28 protein-coding genes are annotated in these 25,048 nt (G+C 61.8%); 16 read left to right on the top strand and 12 right to left on the bottom strand.

Annotated elements, in window-relative coordinates; genetic code table 11:
* Positions 1-47 precede the first annotated feature (47 nt).
* Positions 48-1,748 carry a GumC family protein gene (locus IRI77_RS34740; protein ID WP_194449508.1) on the bottom strand — a complete coding sequence of 567 codons (1,701 nt, stop codon included), beginning with the start codon at positions 1,746-1,748 and terminating at the stop codon, positions 48-50.
* 24 nt (positions 1,749-1,772) lie between these two features.
* Positions 1,773-2,423, bottom strand: coding sequence for a polysaccharide biosynthesis/export family protein (locus tag IRI77_RS34735; RefSeq protein WP_194449507.1), 651 nt, complete (start codon positions 2,421-2,423; stop codon positions 1,773-1,775).
* A gap of 269 nt (positions 2,424-2,692) precedes the next feature.
* Here IRI77_RS34735 and IRI77_RS34730 point away from each other — a divergent pair, with 269 nt between their 5' ends.
* Entirely contained in the window at positions 2,693-3,106 is a 414-nt protein-coding gene (locus IRI77_RS34730) for an EVE domain-containing protein (RefSeq protein ID WP_228486478.1), read from the top strand.
* Here IRI77_RS34730 and IRI77_RS34725 read toward each other — a convergent pair.
* On the bottom strand, positions 3,085-3,651 hold the full coding sequence (locus IRI77_RS34725) for a Maf family protein (RefSeq protein WP_194449506.1): 567 nt from the start codon (positions 3,649-3,651) through the stop codon (positions 3,085-3,087). The two genes, IRI77_RS34730 and IRI77_RS34725, sit on opposite strands and share 22 nt — an antisense overlap.
* A gap of 72 nt (positions 3,652-3,723) precedes the next feature.
* Between IRI77_RS34725 and IRI77_RS34720 the strand changes: the two genes are divergently transcribed.
* From IRI77_RS34720 to IRI77_RS34675, 10 genes are all read left to right on the top strand, one after another.
* Positions 3,724-4,149, top strand: a complete 426-nt coding sequence (locus IRI77_RS34720) for a DciA family protein (protein WP_194449505.1) — start codon at positions 3,724-3,726, stop codon at positions 4,147-4,149.
* Positions 4,146-4,445 (top strand): Asp-tRNA(Asn)/Glu-tRNA(Gln) amidotransferase subunit GatC, encoded by a 300-nt coding sequence (gene gatC / locus IRI77_RS34715; protein WP_194449504.1) that lies wholly within the window; start codon positions 4,146-4,148, stop codon positions 4,443-4,445. Before IRI77_RS34720 ends, gatC begins: the two co-directional genes overlap by 4 nt.
* A gap of 42 nt (positions 4,446-4,487) precedes the next feature.
* Positions 4,488-5,930: an Asp-tRNA(Asn)/Glu-tRNA(Gln) amidotransferase subunit GatA gene (gatA, locus tag IRI77_RS34710; protein WP_194449503.1), complete on the top strand. Its 1,443-nt coding sequence runs from the start codon at positions 4,488-4,490 to the stop codon at positions 5,928-5,930.
* 117 nt (positions 5,931-6,047) lie between these two features.
* Entirely contained in the window at positions 6,048-6,653 is a 606-nt protein-coding gene (locus IRI77_RS34705) for a superoxide dismutase (RefSeq protein WP_194449502.1), read from the top strand.
* Between the two features lie 31 nt (positions 6,654-6,684).
* On the top strand, positions 6,685-7,152 hold the full coding sequence (locus IRI77_RS34700) for a nucleoside deaminase (RefSeq protein WP_194449501.1): 468 nt from the start codon (positions 6,685-6,687) through the stop codon (positions 7,150-7,152).
* Positions 7,153-7,161: 9 nt separating this feature from the next.
* Positions 7,162-7,488 (top strand): heavy metal-binding domain-containing protein, encoded by a 327-nt coding sequence (locus IRI77_RS34695; protein WP_194453911.1) that lies wholly within the window; start codon positions 7,162-7,164, stop codon positions 7,486-7,488.
* A 52-nt stretch (positions 7,489-7,540) separates the two neighbouring features.
* A complete protein-coding gene (locus IRI77_RS34690) occupies positions 7,541-8,509 on the top strand; it encodes an ABC transporter ATP-binding protein (RefSeq protein WP_194449500.1) in 969 nt (322 codons plus the stop codon).
* Entirely contained in the window at positions 8,506-9,336 is an 831-nt protein-coding gene (locus IRI77_RS34685) for an ABC transporter permease (protein ID WP_194449499.1), read from the top strand. Before IRI77_RS34690 ends, IRI77_RS34685 begins: the two co-directional genes overlap by 4 nt.
* Positions 9,337-9,341: 5 nt before the next feature.
* Complete coding sequence (locus IRI77_RS34680) at positions 9,342-10,091, top strand: ABC transporter permease (protein ID WP_228486864.1); 750 nt, start codon at positions 9,342-9,344, stop codon at positions 10,089-10,091.
* Entirely contained in the window at positions 10,088-11,119 is a 1,032-nt protein-coding gene (locus tag IRI77_RS34675) for an ABC transporter substrate-binding protein (RefSeq protein ID WP_194449497.1), read from the top strand. Before IRI77_RS34680 ends, IRI77_RS34675 begins: the two co-directional genes overlap by 4 nt.
* Positions 11,120-11,125: 6 nt before the next feature.
* Here IRI77_RS34675 and IRI77_RS34670 read toward each other — a convergent pair whose 3' ends face one another.
* On the bottom strand, positions 11,126-12,082 hold the full coding sequence (locus IRI77_RS34670) for a hypothetical protein (RefSeq protein ID WP_194449496.1): 957 nt from the start codon (positions 12,080-12,082) through the stop codon (positions 11,126-11,128).
* On the opposite strand from IRI77_RS34670, the gene cdaA reads away from it, so the two are divergent.
* The 5 genes from cdaA (at position 12,081) to IRI77_RS34645 (ending at position 16,465) form a co-directional block, all read left to right on the top strand.
* The gene (cdaA, locus tag IRI77_RS34665) at positions 12,081-12,902 is read left to right on the top strand and encodes a diadenylate cyclase CdaA (protein ID WP_194449495.1); all 822 of its coding nucleotides are present in this window, start codon (positions 12,081-12,083) and stop codon (positions 12,900-12,902) included. The two genes, IRI77_RS34670 and cdaA, sit on opposite strands and share 2 nt — an antisense overlap.
* Complete coding sequence (locus IRI77_RS34660) at positions 12,902-13,543, top strand: CdaR family protein (RefSeq protein ID WP_194449494.1); 642 nt, start codon at positions 12,902-12,904, stop codon at positions 13,541-13,543. Before cdaA ends, IRI77_RS34660 begins: the two co-directional genes overlap by 1 nt.
* A gap of 19 nt (positions 13,544-13,562) precedes the next feature.
* Positions 13,563-14,879, top strand: a complete 1,317-nt coding sequence (gene glmM, locus IRI77_RS34655) for a phosphoglucosamine mutase (RefSeq protein WP_194449493.1) — start codon at positions 13,563-13,565, stop codon at positions 14,877-14,879.
* A 43-nt stretch (positions 14,880-14,922) separates the two neighbouring features.
* On the top strand, positions 14,923-15,558 hold the full coding sequence (locus tag IRI77_RS34650; protein WP_194449492.1) for a 3-keto-disaccharide hydrolase: 636 nt from the start codon (positions 14,923-14,925) through the stop codon (positions 15,556-15,558).
* A 67-nt stretch (positions 15,559-15,625) separates the two neighbouring features.
* Entirely contained in the window at positions 15,626-16,465 is an 840-nt protein-coding gene (locus IRI77_RS34645) for a histone deacetylase family protein (protein WP_194449491.1), read from the top strand.
* On the opposite strand, the gene IRI77_RS34640 is transcribed toward IRI77_RS34645, so the two are convergent.
* From IRI77_RS34640 to IRI77_RS34605, 8 genes are read right to left on the bottom strand one after another with little or no spacing between them, the layout of a single operon-like run.
* Positions 16,446-18,833: a M14 family metallopeptidase gene (locus IRI77_RS34640; RefSeq protein ID WP_194449490.1), complete on the bottom strand. Its 2,388-nt coding sequence runs from the start codon at positions 18,831-18,833 to the stop codon at positions 16,446-16,448. The two genes, IRI77_RS34645 and IRI77_RS34640, sit on opposite strands and share 20 nt — an antisense overlap.
* Positions 18,830-19,591: a sugar phosphate isomerase/epimerase family protein gene (locus IRI77_RS34635; protein WP_194449489.1), complete on the bottom strand. Its 762-nt coding sequence runs from the start codon at positions 19,589-19,591 to the stop codon at positions 18,830-18,832. Before IRI77_RS34635 ends, IRI77_RS34640 begins: the two co-directional genes overlap by 4 nt.
* A gap of 21 nt (positions 19,592-19,612) precedes the next feature.
* Positions 19,613-20,845, bottom strand: a complete 1,233-nt coding sequence (locus tag IRI77_RS34630) for a dicarboxylate/amino acid:cation symporter (protein WP_194449488.1) — start codon at positions 20,843-20,845, stop codon at positions 19,613-19,615.
* A complete protein-coding gene (locus IRI77_RS34625) occupies positions 20,842-21,708 on the bottom strand; it encodes an NAD(+)/NADH kinase (protein ID WP_194449487.1) in 867 nt (288 codons plus the stop codon). The genes IRI77_RS34630 and IRI77_RS34625 overlap by 4 nt, the downstream gene beginning before the upstream one ends.
* Positions 21,668-22,426 (bottom strand): TlyA family RNA methyltransferase, encoded by a 759-nt coding sequence (locus IRI77_RS34620; RefSeq protein ID WP_194449486.1) that lies wholly within the window; start codon positions 22,424-22,426, stop codon positions 21,668-21,670. Before IRI77_RS34620 ends, IRI77_RS34625 begins: the two co-directional genes overlap by 41 nt.
* The gene (locus IRI77_RS34615; protein WP_194449485.1) at positions 22,423-23,307 is read right to left on the bottom strand and encodes a polyprenyl synthetase family protein; all 885 of its coding nucleotides are present in this window, start codon (positions 23,305-23,307) and stop codon (positions 22,423-22,425) included. The genes IRI77_RS34620 and IRI77_RS34615 overlap by 4 nt, the downstream gene beginning before the upstream one ends.
* Positions 23,304-23,573 carry an exodeoxyribonuclease VII small subunit gene (gene xseB / locus IRI77_RS34610; RefSeq protein WP_194449484.1) on the bottom strand — a complete coding sequence of 90 codons (270 nt, stop codon included), beginning with the start codon at positions 23,571-23,573 and terminating at the stop codon, positions 23,304-23,306. The genes IRI77_RS34615 and xseB overlap by 4 nt, the downstream gene beginning before the upstream one ends.
* Positions 23,574-23,577: 4 nt before the next feature.
* The gene (locus tag IRI77_RS34605) at positions 23,578-25,047 is read right to left on the bottom strand and encodes a peptide MFS transporter (RefSeq protein WP_194449483.1); all 1,470 of its coding nucleotides are present in this window, start codon (positions 25,045-25,047) and stop codon (positions 23,578-23,580) included.
* Position 25,048: the final 1 nt, after the last annotated feature.

Genomic DNA, 25,048 nt, shown 5'->3' with positions numbered 1-25,048 from the left:
TCTCCGATTTCTTCCAGTCATTCTCTACAGAAATTGCCGCGAACGCACTACGCTTTCGAGGTGTAGTAATACGCCACGGAGCCAGCCATCAAAAGAACCCCGACAAGAAACGCGGCGGTCCAGGCGAGCCAACCGATACGGCGGCGGCGGCGCACTACAAAGTCGTTTTCCAACAGAGGGATGCTACCAAGGACAGTGAGGCGCGTATAGGCCCTGACATCCTTGAGATTCTTCAAAGAGGTATCTTTCAGCTCCCGCCCAGCGGCGAGCGAGAAACCGAGACCAACTCCGAGCAATACTCCAACACCGACAATCAATGGCCGTTTCGGAGCATAGGGTTCTTCGGGAATGGCCGGCTGCTCCAGCACTTCCAGAAGTTCACCCTGCTTGCGCGTTTCGATATCAGTCGCCATCGCGGACTCCTGCATGCTCTTGCTCAGGTTGTCGTAGCGCGTGGCGACGAGGCTCCTATCACGCATGAGTTGGAGGTATTCCTGGTTGGCTGACGGGCTGGATTCGAGCCGTGCCTGGGCATTCCGGATCTTCCCGCGCAAATCCGCTAACTGGCGGTTCTGATCTTCGAGTTCCATGTCCTTGGACTGGAGGCTGGTCTGCACGCGGGAAATGAGGCTGTTCACTTCACGCAACTTGCTGGCATTCGCGGGAGGAATCACCATTCTGGTCTTGGGCGCTGAGGTGTCAATCCTCGCCCCTTCACTCTCGCGAAGAATCTGCTCGCGAATCTTGGTTTTGCTCTGCAGGTAGGCGAGGGCCCGCTGCACGTCCGGATGGGAGTCTTTGTAAGCTTCCCGGAGGGCGGCGATGGTGGCTTCGGTGCGTTCGATCTCGCGGTTCACTTCGGCCAGGCGCTCGTTCTTCGCGGTGCCGGGCACTGAACTTTCGGCTACCGGTTGGGACAGCGCCTGGGCCTGATCTCTCAGGTCGCGGAGCTGCGATTCCAACTGTAACTTGTCCTGATGCGCACGGCTGATCTCGCTGTTGATGGATTGAGCAGACGCCTCGAGGGCGGTGATGCGGCCGAGCGCCGCCTGTTCCTGCTCCGGCAGCGTGCCCATGTTGCTGCCGCGGAAGGCGGAGATCTTACTGTCGATCTCTTCCAACTCCCGCTTGGCGGTGTCGAACTGGTCCTTGAAGAACTCAGTCGTCATCAGGTTCTGATTGGAACGCGACTTGATGCTCTCGTCGATGAACCTGGACATCAAATCGATGGTGACCTTCTGGGCCAGCCGTCGGTCGGAATACGAAAAACTGACATTAAAAGCACTGACGCTATTGGCGCGGCCGCCCATACCGCGGGAAACCGATTGCATCTGCCCGAGTTGGATGTCCTTGCGCATGTTCTCAATGACATCTTCGGTTGGCAGCCGCTTGCGGTCGTCGGGGTACAGGTTGTAGGTCTGGATCAGGTTCAGCAGATTCGGGCGGCTGACAATGTTCTGATATGTCGACGCAATCTTGCTCGACATTTCTTCCGTGATGTTGGTCCGAACCAGGCGGGAGGAGACCTGAGGAGGCACCACTCGAATCATGCCCTGGGCCATGTAGGAGTTGGGCCAGAGGAATGCGGTCACCACGCCGGCCACCAAGCCGATGAAAGATGGTCCGAGGATCCAGGAACGGTGGCGGCGAAGGATATCGATGTAGTCTTCGATATCAAGCGCGCGCCGGGGCACTGAAATGGGTTGGTCCTGCAGACCCTGAGTCGGCTGCATTGATGCTGTCGTCATGGTTAATTCCTCCGGGGTGACAGCCTACGGCACAAAAATGTGGTCACCATCCTGGAGGTAGATGTTCTGCTCCAGGTGCTTGCCTTTGATCACGTCGTTGTAGTTGAACTTGATGCGCTCAGTCCCACGCATGACGACGATTTTGCCCTTCTTCGCCCACTGCCCCAAACCAGCGGCGCTCAGCGCCTGCAGGATGGTGGTGGGGGTGACGAGCGGGGTTGGCCCCGAGCGGTTGACATTGCCCGAGAGATAGTACCGCTTGCTCATCACCGACACGACGGAAATGATCACTTCGGGTTTCGTCAGGAACTTGGAAAGCGCCTCGCCGACCCTCGTTGTCAGCTGTTCCGGCGTCAGACCGGCGGCTTCCATCTCGCCCGCCAGGGGCACAGTGATCTTGCCGTCAGGCCGGACGACAACATTCCCGCTGAGGTCGTTCTCGCGCCAGACACGAATATTGAGTACGTCTTCCGCACCGATCTTGTAGCTCTTGGGGTCTACCGGCGCGGCAACATTGAGATCTTCGCCGCCAGCAACTGGCTTACCTTGTTCGGCCGGCTTTTGACCGCCCGCGCCTTTGGCATTCTCCTGTTGAGCGACGAGAACCCCTCCAGCCGCCAACATCAGGAACAAAGACAGGAGCCGTCCCAGGGACAGCTTCCAGTTCGACCTCATTCGTCACCCTCCGCTTGACCACGAAACTCTCACTCACCGGGGCCACACTTGACACTGCCAGCAATCCGGGATCGTTGACGCGCCCCAGTTTATTGTTCAATCTATTGTACAACAGCAATGTGAGTCCGCCGGGTCCCTGGGGAGGCCGGCTAGATCGGGCAACTCACTGATATGATGAAGCATACGATCCTGTCCGAATTTCCGGGGGCGAAAGTCATGGGACTACTGGCCCGTGCAACAATCCGGTATTCCCTGCACAAAGGCGGCAAATGATGGCCTACTTCCTCGCCAAAACTGATCCTGACACCTACTCCATCGACGAACTCAAACGGGATGGAGCCACGACCTGGGATGGAGTGACGAATGCCCAGGCGGTGGCGGTGATCCGCTGCATGAAGCCTGGCGACCGGGTGTTCATCTATCACAGCGGTGGACAGTCGAAGATCCTGGGGCTTGCGAAAATCACCTCTGCACCGCGGCCTGACCCGGCAAACCCGAAGTCGGCGGTTGTCGACCTGGAGTTTACCGGCGAGATCGATCCGCCTGTCACCCTGCCTGAGATCAAGGCTACCGGGCTGTTTGACGATTGGGCGCTGATCCGGCAGGGGCGGCTCTCCACGATGGCTGTCCCACAGGCTTTTGTGGACTGGATGAAGAAGCGTTACCCCAAAGCCAAACTGTAGCCGGCGGCTTTCAACATCTCGTACAGCCGGGCGACCGGCAGCCCTACCACATTGAAAAAGCAGCCTTCGACGCGCGTAATGTACTTGGAGGCCAAGCCCTGGATCGCGTAGCCGCCCGCCTTGTCGAAGGGCTCGCCGCTGGCAGCGTAGGCCTGGATATCCGCGTCCGTGAGGGGCGCAAAGGTGACGGCCGTCGACTCCACCCCGCTCCAGACTTGATGATTGTGCCGGACACAGACTCCGGTGAGGACGACGTGCTGGCGGCCCCTCAAACGGGTAAGCATGCCTATGGCTTCCGCCTCGGATGCGGGCTTCTCGAGAACATGCTCATCGACGACAACCGTAGTGTCAGCGGCAACCACGAACTCCTGGGGCAAGGCATCGACAGCCAGTGCCTTTTCGCGAGCCAGGCGCTCAACATATTGGTGCGCCGTTTCGCCGGCTTGCCGCACCTCTTCCACGCCGGGGACACGCACGGTGAAAGGGAGTCCGGCCATCCGCAGAATCTCCTTGCGACGCGGCGATTGCGAAGCCAATACGATCATGGGAAGTCCAGACTAGCATGGGGGCCGGAGCCTCATCGCATGTTAAAATGACCGTTCCAGGAAAGCACCGCAATGGAACGAGCCGGGCGGATCATCGCCAGAATCAGAACGGCCCAGAAACACTTCACACAAGAGGAGTTGACCCTGGCTGCCTGGCCCGCGGCCATCGGCAAGCGGCTGGCCGGACGCACGCGCGCCGTGGCCATCCAGGGCAACAATCTGGTGGTGCTGGTGGAAGACGACCAGTGGAAGCGCAATCTGTACGGCTTGCGGCAGCAGATCCTCAGGAATCTTAGCGATTTGCTGGAGGGCGCGGCGCCGAAAGGGATTGAGTTTCGGATTGGGGTGGCCCGGCGTCCGCCACAGCGGGAAGAAGCGCCCTCCAATTTCGCGCTGACAGCGCCTGCGCTGCGGCCGAAGGATGACGCCGATGGAATTGCCGATCCGGTCCTGCGCCGCATTTATGTGAACTCCCGCAGAAAGGCACAAGCGTCTTGAAGATCACGGAACAAGAGGTCAAGTATGTCGCCGACCTGGCGAATCTGCAGCTCAGCGCGGAAGAGACGGCCCGCATGGCTCATGACCTGGACGGCATTCTGTCTCACATCGATAAGTTGAATGAACTGGATGTGACCGGCGTCGAGCCGATGGCTCAGGTCCTCTATGATTCCGGAGAGACGGACACCTTGCGCGAAGACGTGATTGAGCCGTCCCTGGACAATCAGGCCGCCCTGGCGAACGCCCCGTTGTCCGGCGCGGGCCAGTTCAAAGTGCCGAAGATCATCGAGAGATAGCGGCCGCGGAAGACCGACCGAGAAGTTGGAAGTGCAATCGAAATGGACATCGCCAAACTCACCATCTCCGGGATACAGGAAGGCCTGCGGAACCGTCAATTCAGCGCCACCGAGCTGACTCAGGAAGCCCTGGCCTTCGCTCGGGGCGAGAATTCGAAGACAAACGCCTACCTCACGTTCAGCGAAGAGCGGGCGCTGCAGACGGCCTCAGCCGTGGACGAGAAGCTGTCGCGCGGAGAGGCGCCAGGGGCGCTGGCGGGCGTACCGATCGCGGTGAAGGATGTCATCGTCACCAAGGGGCTGCGCACCACCTGCGGCTCCAAAATGCTGGAGCACTTCATCCCTCCTTACGATGCCACGGCGGTACAACGGCTCGAAGCGGCGGGCGGAGTGATTATCGGCAAAGCGAATTGTGACGAGTTCGCGATGGGGTCGTCGAACGAGAATTCCGCGTACGGACCAGTACGGAATCCAGTTGCGCTCGACAGGGTGCCTGGCGGAAGTTCCGGCGGCTCGGCGGCTGTGGTCGCTCAAGGGACGGCGGCAGTCTCGCTGGGATCCGACACCGGCGGCAGCATCCGGCAGCCGGCCAGTTTCTGCGGTGTTGTTGGAGTGACGCCCACCTACGGACGGGTCTCCCGCTACGGCCTGGTGGCCTTCGCCAGTTCCCTGGATCACATCGGTCCGTTCGCCCGGAATGTGGAAGATGCGGCCATCCTGCTGCAAACCATCGCCGGCCGGGATCCGAAGGATGCGACCAGCGCCTTCGCACCGGTGCCCGACTATCGCGAAAGCCTGGGCAAGGATGTTCGCGGACTGCGTGTCGGCCTGCCGAAAGAGTATTTTGCCCACCTCGACAGCGAGAGCGGCGACCAGATCCACAAGGGCATTGAGCTGCTGAAACAGCAGGGCTGCGAGATTGTCGACGTCAGCCTGCCCCACACCGATTACGCGGTGGCCTGCTACTACATCATCTGTACTGCTGAGGCCAGCGCCAACCTGGCGCGGTATGACGGCGTCCGCTATACCAGACGCTCCGCCCAGGCGAAGACATTGCAGGACATGTATCGAATGACGCGGGGTGAGGGCTTCGGGGCGGAGTGCAAGCGGCGCATCATGCTCGGCACCTACGTGCTCAGCTCGGGGTATTACGACGCGTACTACCTGAAGGCGCAGAAGGTTCGCTCCCTCATCGCCCGCGACTTTCAACAGGCCTTCACCCAGGTGGATGCACTGGTGACGCCGGTTTCGCCCTTCCCGGCTTTCAAATTGGGCGAAAAACTGGACGATCCCATCCAGATGTATCTGTCCGACATCTACACGATCACCGGCGACCTGGCGGGCATTCCTTGCATGAGCGTGCCTTGCGGCAACACGGCCGAAGGGCTGCCGGTGGGCATGCAGATTCTGACGCGCCACTTTGACGAATCCGGCATGTTTCGGCTGGCCTCGGCCTTCGAGCAGGCTGGCGGGTTCGCCGTCTAGTCCGCCAATTCGTTCTAAAATTCAGAAGTCAAAGGATGCGGCCCGGTTCCCTGGAATCGGGCCGCATCCTTTGAGTCATTTCAATCATCTGGGATAGTTGAAGGAGATTCACAAACAATGGCGTTTACTTTGCCGACGCTTCCGTATGCCCACGACGCGCTGGAGCCGTACATCGACAAGCTGACGATGGAGATCCACCACGGAAAGCATCATCAGGCTTACGTGACCAACCTGAACAAGGCACTGGAATCCGCTCCGGATCTGGCCGGGAAGAGCTTGGAAGAGCTGTTGGCGAGCGGTGTTTCCGGCGTGCCGGAAGCCATCCGCACCGCCGTGCGCAACAACGGTGGCGGCCACTGGAATCACACTTTCTTCTGGGAAGTGATGGGGCCGGCCAAGGGCGGCGCCCCGGTGGGCAAGCTCGCCGCCGCGATCGACGCGAAGTTCGGCACGTTTGATGCCTTCAAGGAGAAGTTCGCGGCCGCGGCCGTCGGGCGTTTCGGCTCCGGTTGGGCCTGGCTGATCAAGTCCGGCGATGGCGTCGAGATCGTTTCGACTCCGAACCAGGACAATCCGCTGATGGAAGGCAAGACGGCCGTGCTGGGTCTCGATGTCTGGGAGCACGCCTACTACCTCAAGTATCAGAACCGCCGGCCGGAGTACATCACCAACTGGTGGGGTGTGGTGAACTGGGAAAAGGCTGAAGAGCACTTCACCAAGTAACACAGAGAGCGCCGTCGCGCTCGCGAATCTTATGCACGAAGAGTTCCTCCGCCGCGCCATTCAGCTCGCCGTTGAAAACGTCGAGTTGGGGCGCGGCGGCCCCTTTGGGGCCCTGATTGTCAAAGACGGCACGATTCTCGCCGAAGGCGCCAATCATGTCACCACGCTCAACGACCCCACGGCCCATGCGGAAGTGGTTGCGATCCGGGAAGCCTGCCGCAAGCTGAACACCTTTGAACTGCGGGGCTGCACCATCTTCGCGTCCTGCGAACCGTGCCCCATGTGCCTCTCCGCGATCTATTGGGCCAGGGTCGATGCGCTCTACTACGCAGCGTCCAAGGACGACGCCTCCGCAGCCGGGTTCGATGATTCTTTCCTGTACGTCCAGATCCCACTTGATGAAAAGGACCGGTCCCTGCCGACGCAGCGGTTGCTGCCGGACGAAGGCGACCGTCCGTTTGCCATTTGGCGATCGAGTGTGAACAAAATACCTTACTGAATGTCCAATATGCTTGTGGTCACCACCTCCACGCTCCAGGGTAAGGAGATTCGCCAGTATCTGGGAATCGTCAGCGGCGAGGCAATCCTGGGCGCCAACATCTTCAAAGACTTCTTTGCCGGTATCCGTGACATCGTGGGCGGACGCTCGGCGTCCTATGAGGCGGAGCTCCGGAAGGCGAAGGACATCGCCATTGAGGAGATGTGCCAGCAGGCGCGCCAGATGGGCGGCAACGCCGTGATTGGGGTGGATCTCGACTACGAGACGATCTCGACCAGCCACGGCGGCGGCATGTTGATGGTTACCGCCGCGGGCACAGCCGTCATCATCGCCTGACACCGGCCCTCGTCGCGTGCCGCGGCATTCGCGCTACCATGCTGTGAAAGCCATGGGCCATGTTCTGGAGCTGCACGGACTCTCAAAGCACTTTCCAAACCACGTCGCACTGGACGATTTGTCTCTTGCGATCGATGAGGGTGAGTTCTTTTCCCTGCTTGGCCCGTCAGGCTGCGGCAAGACGACGACCTTGCGCCTGATTGCAGGCTTCGAGGCTCCGAGCCGCGGAGAAATCCTGCTGCGCGGTGAGCCCCAGGCCGCACTGCCTCCGCATGCGCGGAAGGTCTCCACGGTCTTCCAGAACTACGCCCTGTTCCCACATCTCACGGTCCGGCAGAACATCGAGTTCGGGCTGCGCTACAACCCGCGTGCCGATGCCAGGGAGAGTGTCCGCGAATGCATCGAGATGATGCAGTTGGACGGAAAGCAGGACCGCAAGCCGGCTCAGTTGAGCGGTGGGGAGAAACAGCGCGTCGCCCTGGCCCGATCCCTGGTGCTCAGGCCGGATGTCCTGTTGCTGGACGAACCGCTTTCCGCCCTGGACCCCAATCTCCGCAAGCAGGTAAGGACCGAGCTGAAGGCACTCCAGCGCCGGGTGGGCATCACGTTCATCTTCATTACACATGACCAGGAGGAGGCCCTTTCCGTCTCTGACCGCATCGCCCTGCTGTACAAAGGAAAGCTGGAGCAGTTGGGCACGCCGCGGGAGCTGTATCTCACGCCGCGCACGCGGTTCGCGGCTGGCTTCCTGGGCGCTGTGAACTGGGTGAATGGAGTTGGAGTCCGGCCCGAATCCACACGGTTGGCCACCGAGCAGCCTCGGGAGGAAGGCATCCGCAGTGTCAGTGCCACGGTGCAGGAACTCATGTTCCTCGGCAATTGCCTGCACATCGAAACCAGGACCAACGAGGGACAGACCATCGTAGCCGAGGTTTCGCGGGAAGACTGCCCGTACGAGCGTGGGCAGGCGGTGCATGTCTTCTGGGGCAGGCACGACGAGATTCGCTGCGAGCCGTCATGAAACGCCTGCGGCTGCTGTTCCTGCTTCCGACAGCCGGCATCCTGCTGCTGCTGTTCGCGGTGCCCCTCTGCATCCTGCTGGTCTATGCCTGCATGACGCGAGGCGCTTACGGCGGCACCATGCCACCCTTTACCGGCGAAAACTGGCTGCGAGTGCTGGACCCGCTCTACCTGGGGATTGTGGGGCGCTCTTTCCTGGTGGCCGGAGTCTCCACCTTGATCTGCGTCATTCTAGGCTTCCCCCTGGCCCTGTTCATTTCGAGATCCGGTACGCGGAAGAACCTGTATCTCTCGCTGGTGATGCTGCCCTTCTGGACGAGTTTCCTGGTCCGCACATACGCCTGGATGTTCCTGCTTCGCGACACCGGCCTCATCAACACAACACTGCAGGCGATGGGCGTGATCCATGAACCATTGCCCCTGCTGTACAACTGGTGGGCGGTGATTCTGGGGCTGGTTTATGGATACCTGCCGTTCATGGTCCTGCCTTTGTTCTCGACCCTGGAGAGACTGGACCCATCGCTGCTCGAAGCCGCGGCCGACCTGGGAGCCCGTCCATCTCAGGGGATGCTCCGCGTGATGCTGCCGCTTTCGGCACCAGGCATTCGCGCCGGTGCGATCCTGGTTTTCATCCCCTGCCTGGGGGCCTACCTCACGCCGGACCTGCTGGGCGGCGGCCGCACCATCCTGATTGGCACGCTGATCCAGAACCAGTTTTCCAACTCGCGGGATTGGCCTTTCGGCTCCGCCATTTCGCTGGCCCTGATGGCGCTGGTGATGCTGCTGCTGTGGATTCAGGTGCGGCGAAAGGGAGAGCCCCTGCTTTGAAACGAATGCTCCCCTTGGCGGCTACGGCGATCTACGCGTTCCTGCATTTGCCTCTACTGGTGCTGGCGGTGTTCAGCGTCAACAGCTCGCGGTTCACCCTGTGGGAGGGCTTCTCTCTCCGCTGGTACCGCGCAGCGTTTGAGGACCAGCAACTCATCGAAGCGACAGCCAACAGCCTGCTCATCGCCGCGGTAGCAACGGCGGCGGCGGCTGTCATCGGAACCCTCTGCGCGCATGCCTTGTGGAAGAAGGACGCCCCCATCATCACGATGAGCCTGTCGCTGTCCCTGGTGACGCCCGAGATCGTGGCGGGCATCTCGCTGCTGGCCCTCTTTCAATGGATCTTCCGTTTCCTCAACATCCACCTGGGGCTACATACGGTGATCCTGGCCCACGTTTCGTTCTGTATCTCCTTCGTGGTGATTGTCGTCCTGGCACGGCTGCGCACCTTCGACAACTCACTGGAAGAAGCGGCCGTTGACCTGGGCGCGACAGAGTGGCAGGCGTTCTGCCATGTCACCCTACCCAATCTGATGCCGGCCATAGTCTCCGCGGCGCTGCTGGCCTTCACGATTTCCTTCGACGACTACGTCATCACATCGATGGTGGCCGGAGTGGATTCCGAGACGCTGCCCATGGTCCTTTACGCCATCGCGCGGCGCGGAGCCAACCCGGTTGTGAACGCAATCTCCACCATCATCGTACTGGCGCTGGGCGCGATGATTCTCGCCTCGGAGCGGCTGAAAGAGTCATGATTTCCCGCCGCAGGACCCTGTTCTTCCTTGGCCTGGCGGGAGCGGCGGGCTGCAGCCGCGGCAACCGACTGCGGCTCAACGTCTTCAACTGGTCGAACTACGTCGGCGAGAAGACACTTCCTGCGTTTGAAGCCGAGACGGGCATCCAGGTCCGCTACGCCATTTACGAGAGCAACGAGGAGATGCTGGCACGGGTCATGACCGGCAACTCCGGCTGGGATCTAGTCTTTCCCTCCAACTACTTCATCGGCCCCATGCGGGAGATGGCGCTGCTGGCTCCGCTGGATCATTCCCGGCTCAAGCATCTGGAAAACCTGGACAAGATCTTTCAAAAACCGGAATGGGACCCGGACCTACGCTGGAGCATGCCGTACATGTGGGGCTCCAGCGGCATCCTCTTCAACACGCACTCAGGGCCGGCTCCGCAGAAGTGGGCGGAGCTCTGGACTACCCGGTTTCAGGGGCGAATGACGATGCTCGACGATCCGGCTGAGGTCTTCGGGGCGGCCCTGAAGAAGCTGGGACGATCGTTGAACTCCAGCTCGGACGAGGACCTGCGTTCCGCCCTGCAGGAAGCGCTCCACCAGAAACCATTGCTCCGCGCCTATCTGAACGCCGAGGTGCGGGACCAGATCGTGGCAGGTGACGTCGCGGCTTGCCAGATTTGGGCCACCACGGCTCAGCAGGCCATCGATGCGGCGCCGCACCTCCGGTATGTCTACCCCGCCGAGGGCTATGCTTTGTACGCCGACTGCGCTGCCCTTCTGCGTGAGTCCAGCCGCGCCGACCTCGCACACCAGTTTCTGGACTATCTGCTGCGCGCGGACGTCGCGGCCGGCATTGTGACCTACTCCCGGACGGCGACAGCCAACGCCGCGGCGAGGGCGCGGATTCCCAGTGCGATCAGCGGCCTGAATACTCTCTATCCCGATGCGGAAACGCTGGCCAGGGGCGAATGGTTTGCGCCTTTGGCCTCGCAGGCCCAGCGGATGAGAGATCGCCTCTGGACGGAGTTGAAGTCCGCCTAAAACCGGCTAGTCGCCGCGCCAGACCGGACCGGAGTAAGGTTCGAAGTCGCGATACTGGGTCTCCACCTGGCGTTTCAGATTCCTGAAGAGAATCCGGGCCGCGTAACGGACCGTCTGGTTCAGCGGCACCCAGGCGCCGGACTCGAGCCGGACCTGATTCAGGTCGATCCGGGACCCCCGGTCCACGCTGGCCAGAAACAGGCCCATGGTCACTTCGCGAAACGTCTCCGCGTGCAGGCTTACCAACTGCCTGTCTTCCCGGTCTACCCACATGGTGCCGCGGGTACCTTCGAAAACGTGCGCCTCTCGCGACTTGGGTGCGTAGCCGGGCCGCGGCTCGAAATCAAAGACGAGAGTTGCCCTGCCGTTGCGAATCTCCACCGGCCGGCTGCGGAACTCCAGGGCTTCCGGCAGCTCCAGCAGAAACTCGCGCTCGGTGCGCGCCTTCCGGCTGCGTTTCTCTTCGATCTCCTTGCGCTGAGCAAGAGTTTTCCCACGCCATTCGCGGGCCGCGCGGCGTGCCTCCCACTCCTCCTTCCGCTGTTCATTCGCCGTCAGGGGACGGTCGTCGCGGGCAATCAACCAGGTGGCGCGGACACCTTCCTCAAAATCGGCCTTGCTGGTGGAGGCCGTCCAGGCTTTCTGGTTGCCGCTGGGGTCCAGTTCTGCTCGCGCCACGCGGCGCACAAACCGGAAGTCCTGCAGGCTGCCGGTATTGCGCGCATACTGCTCCACGACGGACCGGATCAACGGACGAGGGGATGGATCCTGCTGCGCCCGCAGGCAAGCAACGGCGAACATAAAGATCACTACAGTTGCCAGTCCGTGGACCATTCTTGACGATAGGACGGCCGAGATCGAGCCGAGGTTTGTAAAATCGATCTGGAAAGCGATCAGGTAGACTGAAGAGTAAGCGCTGACTGCAGGCGCGGTTTCACGGAGGACCACTATTTTGCGGGCCATGCTCGACCAGTTCATGGACACGATGCCACGGCTCACGCCGGCGGCTGCGTTGGACATCCTGCTGGTTGCGTTGCTGCTATACCAGGCCGTGATGCTGATTCGCGGCCGCCGCGCCGCGCACATCCTATCGGGGATAGGCGTCGTCCTCCTCATCTACGTCGTTTCAGTTTTTGCGGGTTTGACGGTTCTCCGCTCAATTCTTGAAACCCTTGCCCCCTATACCGCCTTCGCGGTGATCGTCATGTTTCAGAGTGAGATTCGCCGGCTGCTCGCCCGCATCGGTGAGCGCCGTTGGGTCGGCTTCGGGTCGAGGCTGGAGACTCGCGAGGTCACGGATGAGATCCTGCTGGCCATTGCGCACCTCGCGGCCCACAAAATCGGGGCACTCATCGTGGTCGAACGCGACATCGGCCTGCGGACGTTTATTGAAAGCGGTGTGCCTGTCGACGCCCGCGTCACGAGGGACTTGCTTCTCGCCATCTTCCAGCCCGGCGGGGCGATGCACGACGGTGCTGTGATCGTGCAGGGTGGCCGCCTGGCGGCTGGAGCCTGCTTCCTGCCGCTCACGATGAACCCTGAACTTTCACGCAAGCTGGGCACTCGCCATCGCGCGGCTATCGGCGTGACCGAAGAGGCCGACTGCCTGGCCATCGTCGTCAGCGAGGAGCGCGGCACGGTTTCCATTGCCGCCCTCGGCGACCTCGAGATGGACATCCCCATTGAACGCGTGGCCCAGCGCCTGGGCCGGGCCACGGGCGCCTCCCCGCGTTTCGTGGCGACCACGGCAGCAGGCTCCTCCCGCGAGGTCACCAGACATTGATGAAGCCGATTACGAGAAACCTGGGCTGGAAGCTCGCGTCACTGGGTGCTGCATTTGTGATTTGGCTCGTAGTCACAGGCGCACGGGAGCTCACTACGTCGATCACCGTGCCTGTCCAGTACCGGAACATTCCGAAGAATCTGGAAATCAGCTCCGACATCATGGAGCAGGTCCATCTGGTCCTGCGTGGCCCGTCCCCCCTGCTCTCGCGGCTCTCGCCGTCTGCAATGCCTTTGATCGTGGACCTGAGCGAGGTGCGCACTCCGGGCCAGCGGACGTTTACGCTCGACCGCCGCAACGTCAACCTTCCGGCGGGCGTGACCCTGGAGCGGGCGGTGCCGGCACAACTGCAAATCCGAATGGAGACGCGCAGTTCGCGCGACGTCCCCGTCAAACCTCAATTTGAGAACATCCCCGAGGGGATGCAGGTGAAATCCGCCGAGGTGAGTCCGGCGAAACTAACCGTGATCGGCCCCCAAAGCAGGGTCCGGCACATCCAGGAAGTACTCACAGACGCGGTGGATCTGCGCATGCTGGACGCCAAGGGCAACGCCGCCAGCACCGCATACTCCGGCGACGCACAGGTGAACTTCACCACCTCGCCCGCCGTCACCATCCACGTCACGCTGGCACCAAAATAATCGGAGCAAGGGATAAGAAATGTCCAGAAAACTGTTTGGCACGGACGGAATCCGCGGCGTAGCCGGCAAACCGCCGCTTGATGAACCCACCGTGTTCGCATTCGGAGCCGCCTTGGGCGAGTGGGTGGCCCACCACGCGACTCCTCGCGTGGTCATCGGTATGGATACAAGAGAATCGGGTCCGTGGCTGGCCGAAACATTGGCCGGCGGCCTGGCCCATGCCGGAGCCCAGGTCTGCTTCGCAGGCCTGACTACGACCCCCGGCGTTGCCTACCTCACCCGGACCGAGGATTTCGTGGCCGGTGTCATGATCTCCGCCTCGCACAACCCATATGAGGACAACGGGCTGAAGGCCTTCGATCACTCCGGCTTCAAGCTGCCCGACCAGGAAGAGCGCCAGATGGAAGAGCGCATCTTCGCGATCCTCGCCCAGAATCCTGAACCAAAGCGACTGGTCCAGACCGTCGACCCCGCTTACGACCGGCACTATCTCGATTACCTCGCCTCCACCTTCCACGCGTCCCTGAAGGGCTACAGGATCGTGCTCGACTGCGCCAATGGAGCGGCGAGCTACATCGGTCCCGAATTGTTCCGGATGTTGGGCGCCGACGTGGTCGCCACCGGCTGCACACCCGACGGGAAAAACATCAACAAGGACTGCGGCGCGCTGCATGTAGATGCCCTGCGCGATCGCGTTCTGTCGGAAGGCGCACACTTCGGAGCAGCCTTCGACGGCGATGCGGACCGCTGCATGCTGGTCTCCGGCACCGGCCGGGTCATTGATGGCGACCATGCCCTGCTCATCGCCGCCCGGCAGATGCGTCCGGCGGCCGTAGTGGCTACGGTCATGTCCAACCTGGGCCTGGAACGCGCTCTCGAGAAAGATGGCCTAAAACTGGTGCGTACCGCGGTCGGCGACCGTTATGTGATCGAAGAGATGCTGCGCAGCGGCCTCAACCTGGGTGGAGAACAGAGCGGCCACGTGATCTTCCGCGACTACGCCACTACGGGAGACGGTTTGCTCACAGCGCTGCGCATCTTCGAGATTGCGGCCCAGCAACAGCGCGGGCTCGACGAACTCGCCGAAGGCTTCACGGTTTACCCGCAGAAGCTCGTCAATGTGCGCTTCAAGCACAAGCGCCCGCTGGAGGAGCTACCTTCCGTACAGGCCGAGATCCAATCCACCGAGGCGGAGTTCGGCGATGCCGGCCGGGTGCTCGTTCGCTTTTCCGGAACTGAGCCCCTGGCCCGCGTAATGGTCGAAGGCCCCACGCTGGAGCGCGTCTCGCACCGCGCCCACACCATTGCCAACGCGATTGAGGCAGCACTTTCATAAAACCGATTCCCGGCACGGTGGCATCAACGCTATCCTGTCTTCTATGAAGAGTGCGCTTCTCCTGTTAGCCTTCTCCGCGACCACTGTGTTCGCGCAGCTACCCGCCGGTACAAAGCCCCCTGGCGAGGACTGGATTCAGCTTTACAACGGCAAAGATGTCGCCAACTGGAATAGTGTAGGCGGGCAGCAGTGGACCTCGGAGGACGGCATCCTGACCGGTAAAGCCGTGAACAAGAGCTACGGCTACCTCGAGACGCTCCGCGACTACAAGGACTTCCAGCTTTCCCTGCGCTTCAAGTGCGTGGGCTCCGGCAATTCCGGCGTCTATTTCCACACCAAGTTCAAACCTGGCACCGCCGATGTCAGCCAGGGCGCCCAGTTTGAGATCGACTGCCGCATCGGTCAACACACAGCCGGCGTGTACGGCTTTGGCCGCGCCTGGATCGTTTGGCCCTCCCCCCAGAACGAAACCGTCGTTCGCCAGACCGACTGGAATGAAATGCTGGTCACAGTGGAAGGCAACCACTACACGTCGCGTTTGAACGGCGTCCAGATGGTCGACTTCACTGATCCGCGCGCCCCGTTTATCCAGGGCACCATTGCTCTCCAGTTGCACTCCGGCGGCGATGGCCACATGCAGTTCAAGGACATCTGGGTTCGAGACTTGACGAAGAAATAGCTGCTTGCCTCGGCTCTTCTATTGCGATCATTACGCCATTGAACTGCCGCGGGGACACAAGTTCCCGATGCCCAAGTACCGTATGGTCCGGGACCGGCTCGAGCGTACCGGGGTCTTCACCTTCCAGTGCGCTGAGCCGGCCACGGCCGAAGTCGTGGCGCTCGCCCACGATGCAGCCTACGTTCAGCAGATCGTCGACGGTTCCCTGCCCCCTGCCGCCATCCGGCGTATCGGTTTCCCCTGGTCCCCTGCCCTCGTTCTGCGCTCCCTCGCCAGCGTTGGAGGCACGCTTAGTGCATCCAACGACGCCCTGGAACGCGGCTGGGGCGGCAACCTGGCCGGGGGCACCCACCATGCGTTCCGCGCAGAGGGCTCGGGCTACTGCGTCTTCAACGACATGGCCGTGGCGATCCAGTCTCTGCGCAAGGAAGGCCGCCTCCGCCGCGCCGCCATCGTCGATCTCGACGTCCATCAAGGAGACGGCACCGCCCTCATCTTCGAAGGCGACGAGGATGTGTTCACGCTCTCGATTCACGGCGAAAAGAACTTCCCGTTCCGCAAGCAGCGCAGCCGGATCGACCTTGCACTGCCGGATGGCACCGGAGATGAAGAGTACCTCAGAACCCTTGATGAGGTCCTGCCGAGGGTGCTGGAATTCCGTCCGGAGATCATTTTCTACCAGTCGGGTGTCGACGCCCTGGACACCGACACGCTGGGCCGTCTGAACCTCTCCCTCGCCGGCCTCTCGGCACGCGACGGGATAGTGATGCGGGCCGTCCACGCGGCCGGCATCCCCTTCGTGATCACCCTGGGCGGTGGCTACTCGAACCCCTTGGAGCGCACGGCCGAAGCCCACGCCAATACGTTCCTCAACGCGTTCTCCGTCTTCAGTAAGCCATCGCGTTGAACAGCAGCTTCAGGGTGAGCCAGCTCTGCGCCCGGTATTGAGGCCGCATGCCAAACAGGAAGATGTGGCCCTTGCCCTGCGCCACGTCCAGCAACGCGGGCTTCCCGGCCAGATACTTCTCCCCCAGCAGCCAGCCCGAGGCCAACACCGGAGCGGAAGCATACTTCACAACAGCCTTTGCGGAAGCCTCCTCTGGCTCCCACACCGGGCTCTGCTCGTTCCAAATCGTGAACTCCGGGGGGAGGCCCAAACCCAGCGGCGAACCGGGCTCCAGCTTCACATTCAGCAACGAACCGGGACAATAGAAATCGCGGTTCGAGACGCCCTTCAAGGCATTCTTCGCTTTGACGCCCAACTGCTCCACGGCGTACTCTGTGGAGTCGTTCAGGAACACCAGCCGGCCGCCCGCCTCCACGAACTGCTTCAATGACTCGGCGCCTTCGGCACCCAGCCCGCCGGTGTACTCTTCCGGCATCGAGCCCTGCCGGTAGCCGCTCTGGATCGAGCCCGGCGACTGGTCGGCAAACAGGATGACGTCGTACCTGTCGTTCAGCTTGCCGCCCTTTATCTCTGAATTGCTGACACTCGAGTACTCCCAGCCGAATTGCTCCACCAGCCAGCGCGTCCAGCCTTCGTCCATGGACGGCACATACGACTTGTAGAGCCCGACCTTTGGCCGCTTCAGGGGAGTAAACCCGGCGCGCCGGGCACCCAGGGAGAACTCCCCGGTCTGCATATTGCGCCACACCGGAGTACCCGCCTTCCACGCCTGGTTCACTTTCTTCCAGGAATCGCTATCGCTTCCGCTCAGCCCCTGCGCAGGGAATCGGAAATCCTTCACAGCCGCCAGGTTGGCCTGGAACTGATCGTCTATGGTGTCCACCTGCACACCCATCAACAGCGGCAAAGTCTGCGCCGTGACGTCGTAGGGACGCCGTGGAGGGCCTCCCGGGTATACCCGCAGATCCGGATACTTCTGGCGCTCCAGCAGCGCCTTCGCAAACCCAGACCAAGGCTGCTGCATCTTCACCACAAACGTCCCCGCCGGATAGGACTTCGAACCCACCTGGAACGCCTCGGCCGCCTTCTCTATCTCCACTCCGCCGAACTCCAAGGTCTCAAGCAGCTTCCTGGCCGCACCCGGATCCGCCTGTGTAGGCGGCAGCACAAACGAATACGGAGCCCGCCGCTGCGCCGCCCGCTGGTTGATCGCGTAGAAGTTCTTCAGGAAATCCTCGCGCCTGAGCGCGGCTGTATTCAGCAGGCTCTCCATGGCGATCAACTGGTCGTCGATGATGTCGCGCAGCTTCCAGTCCCCGCCCATCCAGGGCTCCAGGTAGTTCCACGACTTCTCCCGCGGATTGAACCCCAGGGCTAGATTGGAGATCTGCTCCGCCTTGATGTTGACGGGCGATGCGATTCTCACACTCGCCGATTCGCTCAGGATCCGCAGCCCGCCGTGGTAGCTCTGGTAGTGCCGTGCCGGAGTCCAGAAATCGTAGACCGCGTTCACAGCCACACCTTTGCGCCCCGCGGCGGTCAGGTCGGCCGCCATGACCATCCCCACCATGTTGCACTGCTGTGCGATGAGCGGATCGATATTGGGCTCAATTGGATCCAGCCACGGCGGAACGAACATCCTGGCCCCGGTGGGTCCCATCTGGTGCACGTCGTAAACAATCTGCGGATGCCAGACGTTGTGAAGCTGGCTCACCACCGCGCGCGTCTCGGACTGCGAAAAGATGTACCAGTCGCGGTTGTTGTCATGGCCGACATACTTCTGGTAGAGCTCCGGCGGGCTCGTGCCTTCGAACGGCGTATTCAGCGTCTTCCGGTACCAGTTGGTGACGATGTCCAGGCCGTCCGGGTTGATCGAGGGCGCCAGCAACAGGATGACGTTATTCAGGATTCCCTGGATCCTGGCGTCGTCGGAGGTGGCCATCCGGTGGGCGAACTCGACAGCGGCGTGAGTGGAGGCGATCTCAGTGGCATGGACGCTGCAGGTGATGAGCACCACCACCTTACCTTCGCCCGCGAGCTTGCGCATTTCCTCAGCCGAAGTAGCGCGGGGATCCGACAGCTTGTTCTGGATTTCCCGGTAGCGGTCGAGGCGTTTCAGGGTCTCAGGAGCGCTGATAACGGCCATCACCATGGGGCGGCCTTCCGTGCTTCGCCCGTACTCCCGGAACCTGACGCGGTCGCTGCCCTTTTCCAGGGCCTGGAAGTAATCCACCACCTTCGACCAGTCGAGAACGGTACGGTCCGCGCCCATCTTGTGCCCGAAGAAGGTCTCCGGCGAAGGCGGCTCAGCCAGCAGGGTGGAAGCCAGTAGAACTGTCACCCACCACAAACGCGCCCAAATCCTCATCCGCGATTCAACTCCTTCCACAACGCCCGGTAATAGCGGAGGAACCGCTCGGGCTCTTTACTTTCGGCTACTTCCATCAGGGTGTAGCGCTCGAACTTAGCCTGCCGCAGCAGCGTGAACAACTCGCGCCAGGGGTACTGCTCGTTGACCAGGTCATTGATGTGGCAGCTCTTGATCCAGGGTTTCAGCAGCTCAAAGGACTGCTTCACGCTGCCGTCGATCACATCCGTTGGATTCGAGTTCCAACACAGCCCCACGCTGTCGTGCTTCGTGGCGCGCATGATCGCCGCGCACACCGGCGGAACCTGCGTTTGGGACCCATGCACTTCCAGCCAGATCTCCACGCCCTTTCCTGCCCCATACTCGCCCAACTCGCGCAGGCAGCCGCCGATGTTCTGGATGGTCTGCTCGCGGGTCACTTCCTTGGGAAAGCCGTTGGGCCGCACCTTCACGCCCCAGGCTCCGGTGTCGTGGGCCAGGTCGACGAAGGCCTTGCCGTCCGCTACATTCTTTCGGCGGACCGCCTCGTCGGCGGAGTGGAATTCGCAGGTCGTGCCGAAGCTCAGCAGCCTCACCTTGCTGCGCTCGAAGCGGGCCCGCACCTTGGCCCGCTCATCCACTGTCAGGGTGGGCTCCACACCATGCTTGTGCGTGGTGCGGAGTTCGACAGCTTCGAAGCCGGCCTCCTCCAACCGCGTAATGACGGTTTCGAGATCCCAATCCTTCAGGACGTTGTACGTCACCGCTCCGAGCATCATGGCTCCAGCCTCCCTACCGGCCTAGTGAACAGCCGGTTCCACTTCCAGTTCAGCGGGCGGCTGCGACAGGTCGTAGCCTTCCCAGCGCGCCACCACGGCGCTCGCCAGGCAATTGCCCAGCAGGTTTACCGAGGTGCGTGCCATGTCCATCAGCGTATCGACGCCGAGGATGATCGCGATGCCCTCCACCGGCAGCTTGAACGTGGCCAGCGTGCCGGCCAGCACAATCAGGGAGGCGCGCGGCACGGCAGCCACACCCTTCGAAGTCAGCATCAGCGTCAGCATCATCATGATCTGCTGCGACAGAGGCATGTCGACACCCGCCGCCTGGGCCACAAACACAGAGGCCAGCGACAGGTAAAGTGTCGAGCCATCCAGGTTGAAGCTATACCCTGTGGGCAGCACAAACGCCACGATGTGCTTCGGCACTCCGAAGCGCTGCATGTTCTCCAGAGCCATGGGCAGGGCAGCTTCGCTCGATGCCGTCGAGAAAGCCAGGATGTACGGCTCCTTCACCCAATGCCAGAACCGCCGCGCCGGGATGCGTGTGATCACGATCACCAGGCCCAGGACAACGATCACGAAGAAGGCCAGCGCCCCGTAGAGCGTCAGCACCAGCTTGCCCAGGTTGCCCAGGACATTGATGCCCTTGTTGCCGATGGTCGCCGCCATGGCCGCGCCCACGCCGAAGGGCGCCAGGTACATCACGTACTTCGTGTACTCGAACATGATCTCGGCCAGCGACTGCAGGAACTTCACAACCGGCTCCGCCCGTGCCCCCAGGGCCGTGCATGCGGTGCCGAACAGGAAGCAGAACACCACCATCTGCAGCACTTCCCCCTTGGCCATCGAATCGAAGATGGAGTTCGGGAAGGTGTGCTCCAGAATCGAGGCGAACGTCAGGTGCGTCGTGGGCAGATTCGGATCCGGCGCGCCGGCCTGCAGCGCCACGCCCACACCCGGCTTCAGCAGGTTCACGAACATCAGCCCCACCACCAGCGCCATGGTGGTCACAATCTCGAAGTAGATAATCGCCTTGGCTCCGATGCGGCCCATCGCCTTGGCGGAACCAGACCCGGCAATGCCCACCACTAGGGTGGCGAACAGCAGCGGCGCAATGATCGACTTGATCATGCGGATGAAGATGTTGGAAACAGGCGTGAGCTGTTTCCCGACATCCGGAAAGAAGTGTCCCACGGCGATGCCCAGCGCCATGGCGATAAAGATCCAGCTGGTCAGAGAGAGCTTTTTCAACGTTCACCCCACTTGAGTTTCTGTCGCAGTACATCAAAAAATAGCATCCGCGGCGGCCTGATCAGCGACAGGGCATGTTGGCTGCTACGGCAGATCACTCGGTCCTGTTCTTTAAGCGGCTCTCCTACTTGGCCGTCGATCGTGAGGTAAGCCACGTCGTCGGAAGCCAGGTTCAATATCTGGATTACGCTCGCATCCGACACCAGGACGGGCCGGTTGGTCAGCGTGTGAGGGCAGATGGGCGTAATGCACAACGCGCCCACTGAGGGGAAAACGATGGGACCGCCGGCGCTGAGCGAGTAGGCGGTGGAACCGGTGGGGGTCGACAGAATCAGCCCGTCGGCCTTGTAGCGGCAGACAAAGTGGGCATCCACATTGCACACCAGGTCGATCATGCGGGCGATGTTCACCTTGGTGATCACGACGTCGTTCAGGGCTTCGTAATGCGCGACCACGTCGCCGTGGCGCTGCACTTCGCAGGACAGCATGCGGCGCTTGGCAATCCGGTGTTCATTGCGGAGCGCGCGCTCCAGTTCGGGGAAAAGCTCCTCGGTCGAGATGGCAGTGAGGAAACCGAGCCCGCCCAGGTTCACGGCAAAGAGGGGGATTTCCCGTCCTGCGATCGCCCGCGCCGCCGAAAGCAGCGTGCCGTCGCCGCCCAGGACGATCACCAGTTGGCAGCCATCCGGAACCTCTTCACGCGAAACTGTCGGCAGATCTTTCGAGGAATACTGCTGGGTCGCCAGATCCACCCGATAGCCAACGCCGTGCGAGTCGAGCCACGCCAGCAGGGCGGGCACAAGCTGCTCGGCCTGTTTGACCTCAGGCTTCGAGATGATGCCGACCGTGCGAATCGGTTCCATGCAGCAGGAACTCCTTATTTCCCTCAGCGCCCAGTACGGGACTTTCAATTACTTCCGTCTCAAAGTCCAGCATCGCGGCAGCGGAACGGACCCGCTCCACTGAGGCCTGGTGCAGGGCCGGATCGCGCACGATCCCACCCCGTCCTACCTGGTCACGGCCCACCTCGAACTGTGGTTTGACTAGGATAACGAACTCACGCGGCGCGGTGAGCATCGGCTTCAGGGCCGGAAGGATGAGTGTAACCGATATGAAGCTGACGTCGCAGACCGCCAATTCCGCGAGTTCGCCTGTGACCGAGGGCTCCAGGAACCGGGCGTTCACTCCCTCGTGGACCACCACCCGCGGGTCGTTGCGCAGCTTCCAATCCAACTGGCCGGTCCCGACGTCGATGCAGTGTACCCGGGCCGCGCCTCGATTCAGCAATACGTCGGTGAATCCGCCGGTGGAGGACCCGACATCCAGGCACACACGGCCCGTCACATCGATCTTCCAGTGATCCAATGCACCCAGCAGTTTGTAGGCGCCTCGGCTTACCCAGGGCATCCGCGCAATCAGCTCGATCACTGCGCCGGTGGAGACCAGCGCTCCGGCCTTGTCCACGCGCTGCCCGTTCACCATCACTGCGCCGGCCAGCAGCATGGCGTGCGCCCTGTCCTTGGATTCGACCAGGCCGCGATCGCATAACAACTGGTCGATGCGCTGCCTGGGCTGCTTCATGAGTTGCGGTCGACGATGAGATCGGCCAGTTCGTGCAGCCGCCGGGCGCTGCCGCCGAACTGCTCCAGCGCGGCGTGCGCCAAGCCCCGCTGCTCCTCCGCCATGTGCTGGGAAGCGTCCAGGCCGTATACGGCTGGAAAGGTGATCTTGTGCTGCTCGGCATCCTTGCCGGCCGTCTTCCCCAGTTCCTCGCTCGTCTGGGTCACGTCCAGTATGTCGTCGACGATCTGGAAGGCGAGTCCGATATGCTCTCCATAAGCCGAGATCGACGCCAGTTGATCCTCCGTCGCGCCCGCATGGATGGCGCCCAGCCGCAGCGAGCAGCGCAGCAGCGCCCCGGTCTTCGCCCGATGAATCTGGTCCAGCAGTTCCGCCGTGGGTGCCTGATTCTCGCCTTCAATGTCGTGCACCTGGCCGGCGATCATGCCCCGCACGGTACCGGAAGCCGAAGCCAGTTCGGCCACCAGGCGCGCATTGCCAAGCCGCCCCAGGACCTCAAACGCAAACGTCAGCAGCGAATCCCCGGCCAGAATCGCCATCGCCTCCCCAAATACCTTGTGGGAAGTGGGCCGGCCGCGGCGTAAGTCGTCATTGTCCAGGGCTGGCAGGTCGTCGTGGATCAGTGAATAGGTGTGGATCAGTTCCAGGGGACACGCCACGGTCACCGCCCCCTCCACATCGTGGCCCGCGATGCTCCTCGCGGCTTCCAGGCACAGGATCGGCCGGATCCTCTTCCCGCCGGCGAACAGCGAGTATCGCATCGCCTTGTGGATGGTCGAGGGGGCCACATCTTCGGCCGGCACCAGCCGGTCCAACTCCTGGTCGATCAGCTTCGTCTGCTCGACCAGATATTCCTTCAGACTCAGTTCAGCAAGCGTCATTCTTCTTCCGGATCGAAAGGCACGGCCTCAAAGTCCTCGCCCTTCTTCATGAGGATCTCTACCCGCGTCTCGGCCGCCGTCAGTTGCTTACGGCAGGAATCACTGAGAAGCATCCCCTTTTCAAAGAGTTCCAGGGCCTGCTCCAAAGGCAGTTCCGCGCTCTCCAGTTGGCGCACCACCGCTTCGAGTTCACTGATGGATTGTTCGAACGGTTGCGCGTCGGCGGACGGCAGCTTCTCCGCCGCCTTCGGCTTTTTGTCGGCCATCGTTTTATTTTACGTCGTCGATCAGCTTCGAAACAGGGCGGGCGATGAATGCGAGGATCACGGCCGCCACCAGCATGATGATGCCGAGGGTACGGAACAGGTCGAAGGGCGGCAGGCTGCCGTAAATTGAGGCCGTCTTGCCGGCCAGATAGTTGCCCATCGAGATCGAGAGAAACCAGACACCCATCATCAGGCCGGCTACCCGTTTGGGCGCCAACCGGGTCATCGCACCCAGGCCCACCGGACTGAGCAGAAGCTCGCCCAGGGTCTGCAGCAAATAGGTCACCACCAACCACATGGGGCTGACCCGTCCGCCGGCGCCGGCCCGCTGGGCGGCCAGCATCATCACGACAAAAGTGCCTGTGGCGAAGAATAGCGAAAGTGCGAACTTCATGACAGAGGAGGGCTGCCGGTCACCCATCTTCAGCCAGAGCCACGCGAACGCCGCCGCAAAACAGATGATGAAACCCGCGTTCAACGACTGAAACCAACTCGCCGGGAAGTCAAACCCGAAGAGCACTCTTTCCGTATTCTGCTTCGCGAAGACATTGAACGACGAACCCGCCTGTTCAAAGGCCGCCCAATAGAGTGACGAGCCGCAGAACAAGACGATGATCACCATCAGCCGCTTGCGCTCCGCAGGGGTCCAGTCTCCGCCGAAGAACATCCAACCGAACAGCCCAAGCGTGATGATGGCCAGTAGAACTCCGGCCGCATTCACCAGCCGTTCCGCATCCAGGGGCATCGTGCCGCTCAAGTGCAGAAATGCGAGCACGGCGGCCGCGACCACCAGCCCGGCCACGGAATACTGAAATTGCCGGCGCCACTGCTGTCCGATCTCCGGCGTCGGCGGAGCCACGGGATGTATGCCTGCCTCACCCAGACGGTGCCGGCCCATCCAGAAAGTCAGTACTCCGCAGAGCATGCCGACACCGGCCAGGCCGAAGCCGTAATGCCAGTTGATCCGTTCACCCACATATCCGCAGATCAATGGCGACACCGTAGCGCCGATATTGATCCCCATGTAGAAGATCGAAAATCCGGCGTCCGTGCGTGGGTCGCCCGGCCGGTAGATCTGTCCGACAATCGTCGAGATATTCGGTTTCAGCAGGCCGGTACCAAGCACGATCAAGGGCAGGCCCAGGAAGAAGACGGACTCATTCGGCACTGCAAGCATGAAATACCCGGCCGAGATAATCAGCCCGCCGTACATCACGGCGCGGCGCTGGCCCAGAATGCGGTCGGCCAGCCAGCCTCCAGGCAGGCTGAATCCGTACACGCTTGCAGTGTATAGACCGTAGATGGCGAACGCCGTTGTCGTGCTCATGCCCATGCCGCCGGCCGAGGCGGCTGCGGTCATGAACAAGACCAGCAGCGCACGCATGCCATAGTAGCCAAACCGCTCCCATAGCTCAGTGAAAAACAGCGTCGACAAGCCGGCCGGGTGGCCAAAGAAGCGGGTGTCCTGATTCATG

The sequence above is a fragment of the Paludibaculum fermentans genome, from assembly GCF_015277775.1.
GTDB classification, from domain to species: Bacteria; Acidobacteriota; Terriglobia; order Bryobacterales; family Bryobacteraceae; genus Paludibaculum; species Paludibaculum fermentans.
This window is presented reverse-complemented; position numbering and strand designations above follow the sequence as displayed.

Bases quoted from the DNA above. Each gene is read 5' to 3' on its own strand.
- IRI77_RS34740 (WP_194449508.1), bottom strand. From the start codon at position 1,748: ATGACGACAGCATCAATGCAGCCGACTCAGGGTCTGCAGGACCAACCC.
- IRI77_RS34735 (WP_194449507.1), bottom strand. From the start codon at position 2,423: ATGAGGTCGAACTGGAAGCTGTCCCTGGGACGGCTCCTGTCTTTGTTC.
- IRI77_RS34730 (WP_228486478.1), top strand. From the start codon at position 2,693: ATGATGGCCTACTTCCTCGCCAAAACTGATCCTGACACCTACTCCATC.
- IRI77_RS34725 (WP_194449506.1), bottom strand. From the start codon at position 3,651: ATGATCGTATTGGCTTCGCAATCGCCGCGTCGCAAGGAGATTCTGCGG.
- IRI77_RS34720 (WP_194449505.1), top strand. From the start codon at position 3,724: ATGGAACGAGCCGGGCGGATCATCGCCAGAATCAGAACGGCCCAGAAA.
- gatA (WP_194449503.1), top strand. From the start codon at position 4,488: ATGGACATCGCCAAACTCACCATCTCCGGGATACAGGAAGGCCTGCGG.
- IRI77_RS34705 (WP_194449502.1), top strand. From the start codon at position 6,048: ATGGCGTTTACTTTGCCGACGCTTCCGTATGCCCACGACGCGCTGGAG.
- IRI77_RS34700 (WP_194449501.1), top strand. From the start codon at position 6,685: ATGCACGAAGAGTTCCTCCGCCGCGCCATTCAGCTCGCCGTTGAAAAC.
- IRI77_RS34695 (WP_194453911.1), top strand. From the start codon at position 7,162: ATGCTTGTGGTCACCACCTCCACGCTCCAGGGTAAGGAGATTCGCCAG.
- IRI77_RS34690 (WP_194449500.1), top strand. From the start codon at position 7,541: ATGGGCCATGTTCTGGAGCTGCACGGACTCTCAAAGCACTTTCCAAAC.
- IRI77_RS34685 (WP_194449499.1), top strand. From the start codon at position 8,506: ATGAAACGCCTGCGGCTGCTGTTCCTGCTTCCGACAGCCGGCATCCTG.
- IRI77_RS34680 (WP_228486864.1), top strand. From the start codon at position 9,342: ATGCTCCCCTTGGCGGCTACGGCGATCTACGCGTTCCTGCATTTGCCT.
- IRI77_RS34675 (WP_194449497.1), top strand. From the start codon at position 10,088: ATGATTTCCCGCCGCAGGACCCTGTTCTTCCTTGGCCTGGCGGGAGCG.
- cdaA (WP_194449495.1), top strand. From the start codon at position 12,081: ATGCTCGACCAGTTCATGGACACGATGCCACGGCTCACGCCGGCGGCT.
- IRI77_RS34670 (WP_194449496.1), bottom strand. From the start codon at position 12,082: ATGGCCCGCAAAATAGTGGTCCTCCGTGAAACCGCGCCTGCAGTCAGC.
- IRI77_RS34660 (WP_194449494.1), top strand. From the start codon at position 12,902: ATGAAGCCGATTACGAGAAACCTGGGCTGGAAGCTCGCGTCACTGGGT.
- glmM (WP_194449493.1), top strand. From the start codon at position 13,563: ATGTCCAGAAAACTGTTTGGCACGGACGGAATCCGCGGCGTAGCCGGC.
- IRI77_RS34650 (WP_194449492.1), top strand. From the start codon at position 14,923: ATGAAGAGTGCGCTTCTCCTGTTAGCCTTCTCCGCGACCACTGTGTTC.
- IRI77_RS34645 (WP_194449491.1), top strand. From the start codon at position 15,626: ATGCCCAAGTACCGTATGGTCCGGGACCGGCTCGAGCGTACCGGGGTC.
- IRI77_RS34640 (WP_194449490.1), bottom strand. From the start codon at position 18,833: ATGAGGATTTGGGCGCGTTTGTGGTGGGTGACAGTTCTACTGGCTTCC.
- IRI77_RS34635 (WP_194449489.1), bottom strand. From the start codon at position 19,591: ATGATGCTCGGAGCGGTGACGTACAACGTCCTGAAGGATTGGGATCTC.
- IRI77_RS34625 (WP_194449487.1), bottom strand. From the start codon at position 21,708: ATGGAACCGATTCGCACGGTCGGCATCATCTCGAAGCCTGAGGTCAAA.
- IRI77_RS34620 (WP_194449486.1), bottom strand. From the start codon at position 22,426: ATGAAGCAGCCCAGGCAGCGCATCGACCAGTTGTTATGCGATCGCGGC.
- IRI77_RS34615 (WP_194449485.1), bottom strand. From the start codon at position 23,307: ATGACGCTTGCTGAACTGAGTCTGAAGGAATATCTGGTCGAGCAGACG.
- xseB (WP_194449484.1), bottom strand. From the start codon at position 23,573: ATGGCCGACAAAAAGCCGAAGGCGGCGGAGAAGCTGCCGTCCGCCGAC.
- IRI77_RS34605 (WP_194449483.1), bottom strand. From the start codon at position 25,047: ATGAATCAGGACACCCGCTTCTTTGGCCACCCGGCCGGCTTGTCGACG.